Origin of the sequence: Agarivorans sp. TSD2052 (assembly GCF_023238625.1) — a bacterium.
Classification (GTDB): domain Bacteria; phylum Pseudomonadota; class Gammaproteobacteria; order Enterobacterales; family Celerinatantimonadaceae; genus Agarivorans.
This window is the reverse complement of sequence record NZ_CP096670.1, coordinates 547,501-563,047: the sequence shown is the minus strand read 5'-3', so window position 1 is coordinate 563,047 and position 15,547 is coordinate 547,501. Positions and strand designations below refer to the sequence as shown.

Here is a 15,547-nt window from a genome sequence, read left to right as displayed (position 1 = left end):
ATCAATCCAACAAACAGGGAAGAATATGAGCAATCATAGGTTTGGAATGAAAAGAATCCTGGCGACTACAGCCCTAACTATCGCATTAACAGCTTGTGGTGGGGATACTGCCGAACAACATTTATCTAATGCGTCTAGCTATCTTTCTGAGAACAACCAAAACGCAGCGATTATCGAACTAAAAAATGCGATTAAGAAAGACGCTAACTTAGCTCAAGCCAGGCTAACTCTAGGCAAAATATATCTAGAACGTGGTAATTACCTAGCGGCTGAAAAAGAATTAGAGCGGGCGCTAGAGCTCAATGCTGACAAAGATCAACTTATCCCCTTACTCGCAAGAACTTACTTGAATCAAGGTCAACCTGAAAACATTGAGGAATTGCTGCTCGAAAATCGCCGTTTGAGTATCGAAGTAGAAACGGAAGTATTAGCCATTCATGCTTTAGCGCTGTTTAGAAATGGTCAAGTAGACAAGGCGAAAACAACCTTGAGTCAAGCTCAAGATCTGGGAATAGAAGGAACCTATTCTACCATGGTGAAAGCCAGTATTTCAGCCGCTGAGCAACAACTGGCTAGTGCCAATGAAACCATTAACCAATTGAGCCAAGAAGCCCCCGACAATACCGATGTTTGGCTCCTCAAAGGACACCTAGCGTCGTTAGCAAACGATAATGCCACAGCCGTTGCCTCATACCAACAAGCAGTCGAGTTAGCGCCAGAGGCGGTGCAATTCACTCTATATCTAGCGCAAGCCTTGGTTAAAAACAAACAGTTTGATGAAGCTGAACCCTATTTAGATAAGTTATTGAAGGTAGCCCCAAACCATATGCTGACGAATCAGCTAAAAGCTTATATTTTTTATGAAAAACAAAACTATCTAGATGCATACACTCATGCAACAAGGGCCCTCCAAAACGGTTCCAATAATCCTTCCACGCAAATGGTAGCTGGCGTATCAGCCTATCGATTAAACAATAATGAGCAGGCATTACCGCTACTCTCTAGGGTTGTTAGCAATGACCCTTCAAACCAACTCGCTCAGAGGCTGTTAGTATCGACTCAATTTAGACTTGGTCAGTTAGACGGAGCCATCGATCAATTAAACCAGCAAGACTCTTCTTCTCTGGAAAACGCTGCTTTTCTCAGTAATGCTAGTCTACAACTGAATCAATTAGGTCGAAATGACGAGGCGTTAAACCTTGCAGAAAAAGCGGCTAAGTCTGGTGGTTTACCAGAAAAAACGCGTTTGGGGCTATTATTAGTTAAACGTAATGATCCGAACGCCATCAACGTTCTTCAAGAAGTTCTTGATGAATACCCTGCCCACTCACAAGCGTTCTTAGGGCAACAAGCTTATTACTACCAAAATGATGGTATTGAACAAGTCATTCCGATGTTACGAGAGTGGTTAGCAAATATCCCGCAAGATCAAGCGGTACGACTCTACCTCGGCACAATGCTAGAGCAACAAGAAAAATACGACGAAGCACTCCAAACCTACCAAGATATCTTAAAAGTAAACCCTCAAGACTTAACTGCTAGGCTATTCAGCTCTTCGGTATTAGCGCATCAGGGAAAAACCGAAGAGGCCTATAAGCAAGCTTACCAACTAAAGAGCGAAAACCCAGAGAACCAAAGCGTATTCAAATACTTGGCCACTTATGCCAATCAAATTAACAAGTTGGAGCAAGTGCAGGTACTCGTTGACGAACAGCTTTTGTTGTTACCGGCTTCCACCACCTTACTTGAGCAAAAAGCGCTACTTTTAACCGCTCAAAAAGAATATCAATCTGCATTAAGCACGCTAACAGCAATCCCTGAGCTACAGAGAAATGATCGTCATTGGCGGCAAATTGGCGACCTATACTTACAAACAGGCCAGCCAGAAAAAGCCCATTCTACTTACCAAGCTTGGTTGGATGGCTCTCCACTATCTTTAGTTGCCTACTTAAAAAATATCAATGTCCTCGAATCTAAAGGGCAGCTCAGTGAAGCCGTATCTTTAAGTAATAGAGCTGCACAAGTATTCAAAACTAATCCCAAAGTACATTTTCTTAACTCCGTATTATTACTCAAAGCTGGCGACACCTATGGCAGCCAAAATGCGCTCAACAAATTACCTCCTAATCAGCTAGAAACACCAGCCGCTATACAACAACAAGGTTTTATTTATTCGGCTCAGCAAGAATGGGGGAAAGCGACCAGTACCTTTGAAAAGCTATATGCTCAATTACCAAGTGTTAAATCTGCGAGCCGCTTAATACAAAGCTACAAGCGAGAAGGAAAATTGGCTAAAGCACAGGATTTCGTCACACAAGTAATAGAAGAGCATGGTGAATTAGCGGCCCCCCTTAAATTACAACTCGCTGAACTACAAATGGACAAGCAGCCTCAACAAGCTTTGCAGCTCTATAAAAATATACTGCAAAATGAGCCTAATAACATTATAGCCTTGAACAACATTGCATGGGTTTTGCACCAGCAAGACCAACATAATCAAGCTCTTGAATATGCACTTAAGGCTCACCAGTTAAAACCTGAGCTAGCTCAAGTGAAAGACACTTATGGCTATATGCTATTGAAATCAGGTAAGGCAAGTGAAGCCCAACAAATACTAGAGCAGAGCTATCAACTACAAGCAAGTAACGAAATTGGATTGCATTATGTTGAGGCGTTGATTGCTAACAAACAAACTACTCAGGCAAAAGAATTGTTGGATAAGCTAGTTGATATAGAGCCAGCGTTGGTCCATAAAAAAACTGAGCTAGAAGCTCAGCTAAACTAAGTAAGGTAAACGCAATAGTTGTTTAACGGCAACTATTGCGGAATATAAAGTCCGCTAGAATCAGACCATTTAAAATTCTCCCGCATCGACATATTGGGAGATTTTTTTTTCTCAAAGTCTGGCGAATACATTTTTTTAATATACTCGTCATTATCATCGTTGTTTCGAGCGGCCATGCAGCCTTTCTCGACTTCTTTATCGATATTATTCATTAGCGTTTGAAAACCCACAGGCAAGCTACGAGTCAACATTGAAGCACTAATGTAATAAGGCGCTCGCACGCCATGATACTCAATCGCGGGCCCAAGCTGTTCAAATTTAATTCCCAGAAAGCTCATGCTTCTCGCTAAACGCGGCTCCATCATAACAAAAGCATGATGTGTGCCCGCTCTAACCGCTAATGACGCTATAGATAGATACAAACCAATAGCCAAGAACGGGAAACAACGTAGCTCTTCTTCTGAGTAAGTTTGCTCATTAATCGCACCAGCAGCTGCACCGTCGAAATTATCGGCTTTACGGCGACGAAACTGAGGACGAACCGCTAAACGAGAAATTTCACAAATCTCATTGCGTTCAAATTGAGAAGGGTGAAACTTGGCACCTTCAATCGCCGAAGAGCAAAACTTTTCAATGGGTAATAACTCATCACTATTAGAAGGTGAAACAATTCGCACACAACCCGCATAGTTAGTCGTTGGCTTGTGTTCAATTAAGCAGAATCGAGAATACTGATCAAATTCGTCTTGCTCCATTCCGTCTTCACGAACAGGTTCGAAGTTCAATTCCTCACAGTACACGTCATGGCGGATCCGAAATGCTTCATTAACAGTATCTTTTTTATAAGCCACAACAGGGCGAAGATACTCTGCGAAATGTTGGGCAATAAGTTTCGCTTCTCGCTTCACCAATAGCGAAATACCACCTCTTACTGCCGCACCTATAACGGGATAAGTTGCCAGATTTTTCACAAACTTGTTTCGAATCATAAGTGGCTCTCAAAGTGTCTAATTAGCCAAAACGCTGCATTTATAGTTTAGAACATAGCTGGAATGATAGGGGGCAGGTTGGCAGAAAAAAAAAGCGCAGAACGAGTCTGCGCTTTATGTATGCAATGCTAAATGTTAGCGACGTTTAATTAAGCATTATGCACGGCGACGAACAGATGCCAAACCTAGCAGACCAAGACCAAAGATAGCTAAGGTACCAGGCTCTGTTACTGAGGTTGCTGTGATAGAAAATGCTGCACTTAATTCGTTGTCAGAACCTTCAACGGTCACGAAACCTAAACAAGTTGCACCAGTTACACAAGCTACGTTCTCAACAGCTTCTAGACCAGCTAAACGTGTTGTAATGGTGTAAACGTACTCGTCATCAATTTGGAAGTTATTTGACAAGTAAAGAGTACCATCAGGGTCTTGTGTGTAAGATACGTCATCAGGAATAACAACCGTGAACAAATCTGAACAGCCAAACTCGTTGTCTGTGCCCACTTCACCCGTAACACCATCACCATAAGCACAAGTAGAACCGGCGACTAAATCACCACCTGGGTAGTTAGTTGTTTCTTCAAACAAAACTGCGAATACTAACAGCGGTGCAGGAGCTAACGGAGTAGCAAAAGGCTCAGCAGGCGCTAGGAAAAGACCATCATACAACAATGCACCTTCCAAAAAGTCTCCAGATACACCGTAGTTGTTATGAACTAAGCCAGTACCGTCAGTCCAATCAGTATCAAGCAAACCACCTTGTAGCGCGCCGTCAACTTTACTGGTTAGAACTGTACCATCACCTAAAGCTGTACCCTTAGCATCGTCGATAACTAACTGGCTCTGTTTACCTTCTGGATTTTGCGGAATCCAAGGGTTACCCCAAGCCAAATCTTTTGGTAATTCGCCACCAAACATCGTGTCAAACTCGTCTAACGTTTCACCAGTAGCAGTGATACCAGTCTGATCGATTGGGTCAGAACCCAAATCAGAGGTGTATGCATCAAAGCCTGCGTCGTTTAGGTAGCTCCATTCTGTAATAAGTACAGCGTTTGCTGAGATGCTTGCAAAACCCAAGCTCGCTGCTAGTAGTGTCACTTTCAATTTATTCATGTCGCCCGTCCATTTGGTCATGTAATTCGGATACAAGCTTAATAAAGCAAACATAGTGCCAAGTTTTTATATCTAATTATTACAACAAGTTAGATGAAGAGGCTGGTGAAAGAATGAATGAAATGTAAAAATATCTGACACCCTGATATCGATCTTAACACCCTTAAAGGATCATTAGGATCTATTTACTCAATACTATTTTTTTAGCCACGCCAAATACAATACGCTGCAGAGGGTTTCTGTTTCCCATGGGGCGCCAAGTTTTTTTAAAGCGATTCCTATACGCATCAAAGTGCAGACCGTGAGGCGCAGTAATTAGATCTCCTCTATTTAACAAAATTTTTAACACGTACGTCCCCGCTATTCCGCCACACATCTTCACCGCCATTGGCATCGATGGACCTTTCTTTGCGTGAAAGTCAGCTTTACTGGGATCAACCAAGTAAGGCCGCTGTAACATTGCTGGCGATAGGCCAATCAAGAATTTGATATACTGCTCATTCTCACTACTGGCATCTTCAAAACGAAAATATTCTTCATAGGTCATGCTACCCGGCATAAAACATAGAAATGCGCAGCCCATTCCCAAGGGTGCCGCGGTAACTAAAGGAATGTTCTTTTCTAGACACTTTTGAAACACTAACTTTCGGGCAGATAAAGCAAAAAAATCTAAACTATCCACGTACACATCTACACCGTCTAAAAATTCATCAACGTTGTGCTCGAAGATCCCTTCAGGAAAAGACTTCACCTCGGCTTCAGGATTGATATCCAAACAAATATTTTCCATCACCTTCACTTTTTCCTGCCCTACAGTAGACATAAATGCGCCAGCTTGCCGGTTGAAGTTATGCACCTCGTATTCATCGAAATCTGAAATATGAAATTTGCCAACACCTAAGCGCGCTAGCGTAACAATGTGCTCGCTGCCCACTCCGCCAGCCCCCGCCATTGCTACCCGCTTGCCACGCAGTATTTGCTGCTCAGCATCAGTTACCCAACCGATGTTTCTTGAAAAAGCATCTTCGTAATTAAAACTCATGATTAATTGGCCTTTTACTTGGCGACATTCAACACCATGGAATATCACTGGGTTTTATACTAACTTGCTCTAGTACATAGTAAAATTAAGATAAAGCAGTTCTCAAGGAAGAATATAGTATGAAACTAGTCTTGATCGTTATCATTGCGTCACTTTCTTCACTGTTTAGTTTAGAAGCATTAAGCGAACTTGCTGACACAATTGAAAAGATCAAACCTTCAGTAGTGGGTATTGGCACTTATAACAGGCTCAACTCTCCTCGTGCTAGCCTAAGAGGAACAGGGTTTGTGGTTGGTGCACACCTCATAGCCACCAACGCTCATGTGATCCCCAAAAGCCTCAATCAGCAACAAAATGAAAAACTGGTGGTATTTGTTGGCCAAGGTCGCTCGCCGGAGCTTAGGTTTGCAACAGTCGTCGCCAGTAATCAACAGCATGATTTAGCCCTACTACAAATAGAAGGAAAAGCACTCAGGCCGATGGTTTTATCTACACAGGAAGTAAGGGAAGGCGAACTATATGCTTTTACCGGCTTTCCGATTGGGGCTGTTCTCGGTTTATATCCGGTAACGCATCGCGGTATTATTTCAAGCATTACGCCTGTAGTGATACCCGCTCGCAATGCCAGTGAACTAAACTTAGCCCAATTAAAAAGGTTAAAAGCGCCTTATAATATCTACCAGTTAGACGCAACTGCATACCCTGGCAATAGCGGCAGCCCTTTGTATCACCCTGAAACGGGCCAAGTCATCGCTATTATTAACAAAGTGTTTGTAAAAACAACCAAAGAAGCTGTGTTGTCGGACCCCAGTGCGATTAGTTACGCGATACCGGTTATACACCTACAGCAACTGCTCAACTCCCTGAAAAATTAGCCCGTCATTACATAAATATAAAAAGGGCCTGTAAAAACAGGCCCTTAAATCATTCAATCTACACGTTCAAAAAATACACTTTCTAGAACGGAATGTCGTCATCAAAATCCATTGGCGGCTCATTAAACTGAGGAGCTGCTTGTGGTGCTGGCGCTTGCTGAGGTGCAGCAGCAGGCTTAGCTTGTTGCTGATAGCCACCTTGCTGGGGAGCCGCCTGTTGCGGTGCTTGCTGGAAGCCACCTTGCTGTTGTGGCGCAGCCTGTTGCTGGAAGCCACCTTGTTGCGCCGGCGCACTAGGAGCAGCAGCTTGTTGCCCACCCCAATTACCTTGTTGCTGTGATGCACCGCCACCAGGACGACCACCCAACATTTGCATAACACCATTAAAGCCCTGCACAACCACTTCCGTAGAGAAACGGTCTTGACCACTTTGATCTTGCCACTTACGTGTTTGTAATTGACCTTCAATATATACCTGAGAACCCTTTTTAAGGTATTCACCAGCCACTTCAGCCAATTTGCCGAACAACACCACACGGTGCCATTCTGTCCGCTCTTTTTGTTCGCCGCTTTGCTTATCTCTCCAACTTTCTGAAGTAGCAATGGTAATGTTGGCGACGGCCCCTCCGTTTGGCATAAAACGGACTTCAGGATCCTGTCCTAAATTTCCAACCAAAATTACTTTATTAATGCCCCGAGTGGCCATGTATTTCGCTCCTATAATCTATCTGTTGTGGCGAGGAAGACCCGCTATCATACTAGGCTGCTCGCACCAAATCCAATGCTCTAGCCAATTCAAATTCTTTTGTTTTTACTTTAAGGTAAACCGTGTGATCGCTAGCAATCATCACCGCTTCTACAACTCCAGGTAAAACCTGAAGTTTTGCCAATAAGCTTGCAGGTTTGTCGGCAGATGATATCGCCAACGAATAACTTTTTATACCGCTTTGCGCACGCATTCCCAAACTAACCAATATCCAAATCAGCAATAGGCTGATGGTAAACCAACACACCGCCACCATGCCGCCAGCCATATATAGGGCTCCGGCACTACTTCCACCAACGAATGCGCCCAAAAACTGACTCGTAGAAAATACCCCCAGCGCTGCACCTTTGTTTCCAGGGGGGGCAAGATTTGAAATCAGTGCTGGCAAACTTGCTTCTAGGTAATTAAAACCCACAAAAAATAGGGTGAGAATGATACCCAATAGCCATATAGAGCCATGCTCTACCAACAACAAAACATTGGCTAACAACAACAAGCTAATCGCAAAGATAAAATAACCGCGCTGCTGATTACGTTTAGCGGCAATAATCAGCAAAGGCACCATGAGCACAAACGACACTAATACAGCGGGTAAATAGACCTGCCAATGCTGCTCGGCGGCTAAGCCAGCATCAAGTAAACGCAATGGCATAATGACGAATAACCCGGTAAGCACCAAGTGTAAAGTGAATACCCCCCAGTCTAAGCGGACTAATTGAGGATGTTTTAGCAACTTAAGCATTTGTTCGGAGTTGGCATTCACTTCGCCTCTAGGCGCTTTAACTTCGGCATTTGGCACAATAAAATGAACCACCAACATCGCCACAATGGCAAGCGCAGCGATCAGCCAAAATAAGCCTGATAATCCCAACAAGGCCGACAGCACAGGTCCTAAGACCAAAGAACCCGCAAACGACAAGCCAATGCTTACACCGATAAAAGCCATCACCTTGGCGCGCTGGGTTTCTCGACTTAAATCAGCAGCTAAGGCCATTACCGTGCTGGCAATCGCTCCCATTCCCTGTAAAGCGCGACCGAGAGCAACACCATAGATTGAATCGGCCAGCGCTGCGACGACCGAACCTAAGGCGAAAATAGCGAGCCCCAAAAAAATAACCGGTTTACGTCCAACACGATCTGACAACCAGCCCATCGGTATTTGAAACATAGCTTGCGTTAAGCCATAGGCACCTATCGCAAACCCCACCCATAGCGGTGAAAAACCGTTTAGCTGCTGGCCATAAATCACCAATACAGGCATAAGCATAAACAAACCAGCCATACGCAAGGCAAACAACAGTGCCAAAGAATACGCGCCGCGCTTTTCGGTGGGATTCAAACCTTCTTCCACTACCACAACCATCAAAATTTAATCAATAAAGAACCGATAATGCTACCACAGCCACTTAGCTTCAAACCAGCTTAAGATTACAGATCGCTAACTGACTAAATCGCCATTACTTGGGCTAAGCATTATGCTAAACAATATGTAATACTGAGTGATTTACTGCAGCATTTATCAGGTAACAATGGATAGTATCGATATTCGTGGTGCTCGCACCCACAATCTAAAAAATATTTCTTTGACCCTACCTCGAGATAAACTGATTGTGATTACTGGTTTATCGGGTTCGGGCAAATCTTCACTGGCATTCGATACCTTGTATGCCGAAGGACAACGACGTTATGTTGAATCCTTATCAGCCTATGCGAGACAGTTTCTATCGCTTATGGAGAAGCCAGATGTTGACCATATTGAAGGTTTATCTCCGGCAATATCTATTGAGCAAAAATCAACCTCGCACAACCCGCGTTCAACGGTCGGCACAATCACCGAGATCTACGACTATTTGCGCCTACTATACGCTCGGGTAGGTGAACCACGTTGTCCTCACCATCACTTACCTTTAGCAGCTCAAACCATTAGTCAAATGGTCGATAAAGTTTTTGAAGAGCCAGAAAATAGCAAGTTGATGTTGCTCGCTCCGGTTGTTCGAGACCGCAAAGGTGAGCACGTTAAAACCTTAGAAAGCCTAGCCGCTCAAGGTTTCATTCGTGCACGAATTGACGGTGAAGTCTGTGATTTAAGCGACCCTCCAGAGTTAGAGCTGCATAAAAAACACAATATTGAAGTCGTCATAGATCGCTTTAAAGTACGCGCCAGTGAAGATCTTGCTCAGCGTTTAGCCGAGTCATTTGAAACCGCTTTAGAGCTTGCAGAAGGCACCGCGATTTTAGTCGATATGGATAGTGGCGAAACTCGCCAGCTATTCTCGGCAAACTTTGCGTGCCCCGTTTGTGGCTACAGCATGACCGAGCTAGAGCCGCGGATTTTTTCTTTCAATAACCCAGCTGGCGCCTGTCAAACTTGTGATGGCTTAGGTGTTGACCAGTTTTTTGATGACAACAAAGTGATCCTAAACCCCAGCATTAGCTTAGCCGGGGGCGCGATTAGAGGCTGGGATAAGCGCAACTTCTATTACTATCAAATGTTGAAGTCTTTGGCAGCTCATTTTGGTTTCGATCTAGAAGCGCCATTTGAAAAACTCAGTGATAAACACCAACATTTGGTACTGCATGGCTCCGGTCGGACCAATATCGAATTTAGGTATATGAACGACCGTGGTGACGTTACCGTGCGCAAACACCCTTTCGAGGGAATTATCCCCAATATGCGCCGCCGCTACAAAGAGACAGAATCAAATGCTGTCCGCGAAGAACTCGCTAAGTTTATTAGCAACCAAGAGTGCCCAGGGTGTGGCGGAAGTCGCTTGCGAGAAGAAGCGCGTAATGTGTTTATTGGCAGCACTAATTTACCTCAAGTAAGTCGCAAATCAATTGGTGAAGCGGTTGAGTTCTTTGGCTCGCTAACATTAACTGGTCAACGAGCCGCTATTGCAGACAAAATATTAAAAGAAATCTGCGAGCGTTTGAACTTTCTAGTTAACGTTGGCTTAGATTACCTGTCACTTGACCGCAGCGCCGACACCTTATCAGGCGGTGAAGCACAACGAATCAGACTAGCTAGCCAGATTGGGGCAGGTTTGGTTGGCGTCATGTATGTGCTTGACGAGCCCTCGATTGGCTTACACCAACGGGATAATGAACGCTTACTTGCTACCCTTAACCATTTACGCGACCTTGGCAACACGGTGATAGTGGTAGAACACGACGAAGACGCTATTCGAGCAGCTGACTACATAGTTGATATTGGTCCTGGAGCGGGGGTTCATGGTGGTGAAATTGTGGCACAAGGGTCGTATCAGCAAGTAATCAATACCGCCAACTCATTAACCGGTCAATACCTCAGTGGCGTTAAGTCTATCGCTATCCCTGAGCAACGCCATACTCCAGCAGGCGATTGGCTAAAGCTCAATGGCGCGAGTGGCAATAATCTTAAAAACGTAGATTTGGCCATTCCCCTAGGCTTGCTAACCTGTGTTACCGGTGTATCAGGCAGCGGTAAATCCACCTTAATTAACGACACCTTGTATAAAATTGCACAAAAAGAGCTTAATGGTGCCGCTGGCGAAGATATCGCCCCCTACAAGAAAATTGAAGGTTTGGACAAGCTCGACAAAGTTGTCGACATTGACCAAAGCCCTATCGGCAGAACACCGCGTTCTAATCCTGCGACCTACACCGGTATATTTACCCCAATTCGCGAGCTGTTTGCGGCTACACAGGAATCGCGTTCTCGTGGCTATAAACCGGGTCGATTTAGCTTCAATGTTAAAGGTGGTCGCTGCGAAGCTTGCCAAGGTGATGGCGTTATCAAGGTAGAAATGCACTTCTTACCCGATGTTTACGTTCCTTGTGACGTATGTAAAGGCAAGCGTTACAACCGTGAAACCCTTGAGATTAAATACAAGGGCAAAAACATTCATCAAATTCTAGATATGACAATAGAAGAAGCCCGCCCCTACTTCGATGCGGTTCCAGTTATCGCCAGAAAGCTACAGACATTGATTGATGTAGGACTGACTTATATCAAGTTAGGGCAGTCAGCAACCACGTTGTCGGGAGGCGAAGCGCAGCGGGTTAAGCTAGCGCGCGAATTGAGCAAACGAGATACCGGCCAAACCCTATATATCCTCGATGAACCAACTACCGGCTTGCATTTCCATGATATTCAGTTGTTACTTGATGTGATCCATCGTTTACGGGATCACGGCAATACCATTGTGGTTATTGAGCACAATTTGGATGTGGTGAAAACGGCCGATTGGATTGTAGATTTAGGGCCTGAAGGCGGTAAAGGCGGCGGAGAAATCCTGGTTGCTGGCACACCAGAGGATGTAGCAGAAGAAGCTCGTTCTCACACAGCTCGCTTTTTGAAACCAATGCTGAAACAAAAATAGTAGCAGGGTCAGCACTTAATTCACGGAAGAGTAATGTTAGCTAAACTAACCATAGAGCGATGTTTTATTGCCCTATTTGCCGCGCTGTTACTGTTAGGTATGCACTATTTTCAGCATAACCAAGGCGGCACTGGTTTGTCTTTGCCGTTTAATTTGCTCGTATGGTGTATAGCTGGGCCAATAATAGGCCTAGGCTTATTCAAAGTCAGCGCAAGTAAAACCTTGCGCTATAATCGCAGCCTATTGGTAGTCGCTATCGGTACCGCATTACTTTGGCTCCCAATACTTTACCCTAACGCCGTGCTAGCTTGGTTTGCTGTTAGCCGGCTAATCGGTATGACCGCGGGACTATTATTAATCTTTACCGTAATACAACTGCAACTAACTCGTCAGCAGTGGCAGTCTATCTTTTACCTCATCATCGCCGGAATAGTGATAGAAAGTCTCTACGGTCTGATTCAAATCTACTTACTCAGTGAAAACAACTGGCTTGGATTCAACACTCTCTCAACTAGAGCGTCAGGGATATTTCAACAAGCAAATGTTTACGGCACCTTCTTGTTATTTTCGCTTCCTTGTGCCGTTTGGCTAATTAGCCAACAAGCCGTGCGCAGTACACTGCAACGAACATTGGTATACGGCGGCTGTTTTTTTGCAATGTGGGCGGTAGTACTGAGTGACTCACGCACTTCATTTTGGGCGCTCACGTTGGTTATCCCACTTTGCATACCGCTATTGATAAAACAAGCCGCCAAAAAAGAAATGGCAGCACTAGGACTTGCCATAGCGATTGGGATTGCGATTCCATTAGCAATCCAATTCTCAAGTGACTGGCAAGCTAGAGGTGGAGCATTAGGAGGCTCAGCAGATCTTCGCGTAAATATGCTTAAGGTAACTTGGCAGCTTATTTCCCAGCAGCCGATACTTGGCTGGGGATATGGCTCATTTGAGATAACCTACCATCAAACCCAAGCCGCGATGGGCTCATCAGGACTGATCGATGGTTTTATGTTTAATCTTGCTCATCCGCATAATGAGCTTTTATTGTGGCTAGCTGAAGGGGGAATATTGCCTTTTATTGCCTTACTGGGTGTATCAGGGTATTTGCTGATAAGCTTATTCCCTCGCAAGGGCAATTTGTCTTATGGTTGTTTGTACCTCGCGATCTTATTACCTTGCCTTTTTCACAATATGACCGAACTACCGTTCTATCATGCCGCGATTCTATGGGTGCTCTTTTGCATACTGCTTGGAAAAATAAGTACAGAAACTCAGCAGCTAAAAACTATACACTTGACTGTCATTTCTGCCTTTAAAGTATCCGGTGCTGTCATAGTAGTGGCGTCTTTAACCTTTATGCTCACCGGCTTACAAGCTATCCAGCACCTCACTCGCTTTGAGCGAACCGGATCAAGTAACGTGGCGTTACTTGAATCCATTGTGAACCCTTTGCCTATTCTCGGTCGTTATCAGTTTAATGTTATGTCTTACCGATTATCAGCAGCACTAACATTAGGCCTTAAAGAGGAGCTAGAAAATTATTTGTCGTGGTCTGATTCCTTAATACAAAGAGAAACCCGCACGGAGCATTACTTAAATAGAATCATTGCATTAAAAGCACTCGCTATGAGTAAGCAAGCTAAAGAGAGTTATTTAACAGCGCTGTGGCTATTTCCTGATACCGAGCGAGTTTCGTTTAGGTATTTATCATCCCTTAGCCGAGGAGAGCAAGCCCTAAAACAATATGTAGACTGGAACCGCGAGCAATTATCCACTCGGCCAAAGCTAAATTTGTACATTCATCAAATCAATGCCTTAGTAAGCTTAGGCGAAATAAAACAAGCCGAACAGTTACAAATGGAGGCGATAACGTTGTTTCCTAACGAGCCTCGGCTTGCCAAAATCCTCCATTTAGCCAGTGCTCACTGATAGGCAGGAAACGACTATTTAGTTGCTCTGCTAAGCATTCAACATCCCTTCTTATACCATTGGAAATAAATCAATAAACAAGCGCTACTTTTGACTGTAATCATTTGTCATTTATCTAACGAGCCCAATTAGCCAAGCCCGAGATCTTTCAAAGACCGTCTTTAAATAACGGAACCACGCTATCATGTATGGGTATGGGGATATGAAGTGCCGACTATAAACAACAATACTCCAGGGTAATGAAAGCGAAGGCCTTCTCTAAATAAGTGCCTGGCGGTTTATCTGACGACTGTCACATGCCTAACCATAGCTATCGGCTCAGCGTAGTACCCTGTGACTAAAAGCCTATGACTAAATATCAGGCATAAAAAAGCCTATCCCTTAGGATAGGCGTTCTCTAAATAGACTCTGGCAGTGGAACAGGTGCGCAGCATAGCGGCTTTCTCTTCAGCCTGAAAAAGCATGCTTACCCATGGCTATCCATGGCCATCAGCTCAGCATGGTAGCCGGTGACTAAAAGCCTGCGACTAAATCTCAGGCATAAAAAAAGCCTATCCGTTAGGATAGGCTTTCTCTAAATAGGCGCCTGGCAGTGACCTACTTTCACATGGGGAGACCCCACACTATCATCGGCGCAGTTGCGTTTCACTTCTGAGTTCGGCATGGGTTCAGGTGGGTCCACAACGCTATTGCCACCAGGCAAAAACTTGTTGTCTTTAACATTCGAAAAAGCTGAAAACATCCCACGAGTATAACAAGTACTCTTGGTCATAAAAAATAAGATGTCTATAAGCAACACCACTTGGGTGTTGTATGGTTAAGCCTCACGGGTAATTAGTACAAGTTAGCTCAATGCCTCACAGCACTTACACACCTTGCCTATCAACGTTGTAGTCTCCAACGGCCCTTCAGAGGACTTAAAGTCCTAGTGAGAATTAATCTCAAGGCCTGCTTCCCGCTTAGATGCTTTCAGCGGTTATCAGTTCCGAACGTAGCTACTGGGCAATGCTATTGGCATAACAACCCAAACACCAGCGGTTCGTCCACTCCGGTCCTCTCGTACTAGGAGCAGCTCCTTTCAATTCTCAAACGCCCACGGCAGATAGGGACCGAACTGTCTCACGACGTTCTAAACCCAGCTCGCGTACCACTTTAAATGGCGAACAGCCATACCCTTGGGACCGACTTCAGCCCCAGGATGTGATGAGCCGACATCGAGGTGCCAAACACCGCCGTCGATATGAACTCTTGGGCGGTATCAGCCTGTTATCCCCGGAGTACCTTTTATCCGTTGAGCGATGGCCCTTCCATACAGAACCACCGGATCACTATGACCTACTTTCGTACCTGCTCGACGTGTCTGTCTCGCAGTTAAGCTGGCTTATGCCATTGCACTAACCGTACGATGTCCGACCGTACTTAGCCAACCTTCGTGCTCCTCCGTTACTCTTTGGGAGGAGACCGCCCCAGTCAAACTACCCACCAGACACTGTCCGCAATCCCGATAAGGGACCAACGTTAGAACATCAACACTACAAGGGTGGTATTTCAAGGTCGGCTCCACATCATCTAGCGACAACGCTTCAAAGCCTCCCACCTATCCTACACATGTAGGGTCAATGTTCAGTGTCAAGCTGTAGTAAAGGTTCACGGGGTCTTTCCGTCTAGCCGCGGGTACACCGCATCT

Annotated in this window: 9 protein-coding genes and 2 rRNA genes (1 of these 11 cut by a window edge); 4 read left to right on the top strand and 7 right to left on the bottom strand. The window is 44.8% G+C overall.

The genetic code is table 11. The features are described from left to right. Nucleotides 1–46 precede the first annotated feature (46 nt). Nucleotides 47–2,785 (top strand): XrtA/PEP-CTERM system TPR-repeat protein PrsT, encoded by a 2,739-nt coding sequence (gene prsT / locus M0C34_RS02630; RefSeq protein ID WP_248714105.1) that lies wholly within the window; start codon nucleotides 47–49, stop codon nucleotides 2,783–2,785. Between the two features lie 32 nt (nucleotides 2,786–2,817). Here prsT and M0C34_RS02625 read toward each other — a convergent pair whose 3' ends face one another. From M0C34_RS02625 to M0C34_RS02615, 3 genes are all read right to left on the bottom strand, one after another. After that, a complete protein-coding gene (locus M0C34_RS02625; RefSeq protein WP_248714104.1) occupies nucleotides 2,818–3,774 on the bottom strand; it encodes a PEP-CTERM/exosortase system-associated acyltransferase in 957 nt (318 codons plus the stop codon). A 156-nt stretch (nucleotides 3,775–3,930) separates the two neighbouring features. Next, nucleotides 3,931–4,887, bottom strand: a complete 957-nt coding sequence (locus M0C34_RS02620) for a THxN family PEP-CTERM protein (protein WP_248714103.1) — start codon at nucleotides 4,885–4,887, stop codon at nucleotides 3,931–3,933. 181 nt (nucleotides 4,888–5,068) lie between these two features. Continuing rightward, nucleotides 5,069–5,929 (bottom strand): ThiF family adenylyltransferase, encoded by an 861-nt coding sequence (locus tag M0C34_RS02615; protein ID WP_248714102.1) that lies wholly within the window; start codon nucleotides 5,927–5,929, stop codon nucleotides 5,069–5,071. 119 nt (nucleotides 5,930–6,048) lie between these two features. Between M0C34_RS02615 and M0C34_RS02610 the strand changes: the two genes are divergently transcribed. Next, a complete protein-coding gene (locus M0C34_RS02610) occupies nucleotides 6,049–6,804 on the top strand; it encodes a S1 family peptidase (protein ID WP_248714101.1) in 756 nt (251 codons plus the stop codon). A gap of 82 nt (nucleotides 6,805–6,886) precedes the next feature. On the opposite strand, the gene ssb is transcribed toward M0C34_RS02610, so the two are convergent. Further along, nucleotides 6,887–7,510, bottom strand: a complete 624-nt coding sequence (gene ssb, locus M0C34_RS02605) for a single-stranded DNA-binding protein (protein ID WP_248714100.1) — start codon at nucleotides 7,508–7,510, stop codon at nucleotides 6,887–6,889. Between the two features lie 52 nt (nucleotides 7,511–7,562). Beyond that, nucleotides 7,563–8,933, bottom strand: coding sequence for an MFS transporter (locus tag M0C34_RS02600; protein WP_248715582.1), 1,371 nt, complete (start codon nucleotides 8,931–8,933; stop codon nucleotides 7,563–7,565). A 166-nt stretch (nucleotides 8,934–9,099) separates the two neighbouring features. On the opposite strand from M0C34_RS02600, the gene uvrA reads away from it, so the two are divergent. Then, nucleotides 9,100–11,931 (top strand): excinuclease ABC subunit UvrA, encoded by a 2,832-nt coding sequence (uvrA, locus tag M0C34_RS02595; protein ID WP_248714099.1) that lies wholly within the window; start codon nucleotides 9,100–9,102, stop codon nucleotides 11,929–11,931. A 33-nt stretch (nucleotides 11,932–11,964) separates the two neighbouring features. Next, the gene (locus M0C34_RS02590; RefSeq protein ID WP_248714098.1) at nucleotides 11,965–13,860 is read left to right on the top strand and encodes a PglL family O-oligosaccharyltransferase; all 1,896 of its coding nucleotides are present in this window, start codon (nucleotides 11,965–11,967) and stop codon (nucleotides 13,858–13,860) included. A 584-nt stretch (nucleotides 13,861–14,444) separates the two neighbouring features. On the opposite strand, the gene rrf is transcribed toward M0C34_RS02590, so the two are convergent. Beyond that, nucleotides 14,445–14,560 (bottom strand): 5S ribosomal RNA (gene rrf / locus M0C34_RS02585). Nucleotides 14,561–14,673: 113 nt separating this feature from the next. Beyond that, a 23S ribosomal RNA gene (locus tag M0C34_RS02580) occupies nucleotides 14,674–15,547 on the bottom strand (it continues 2,015 nt past the right edge of the window).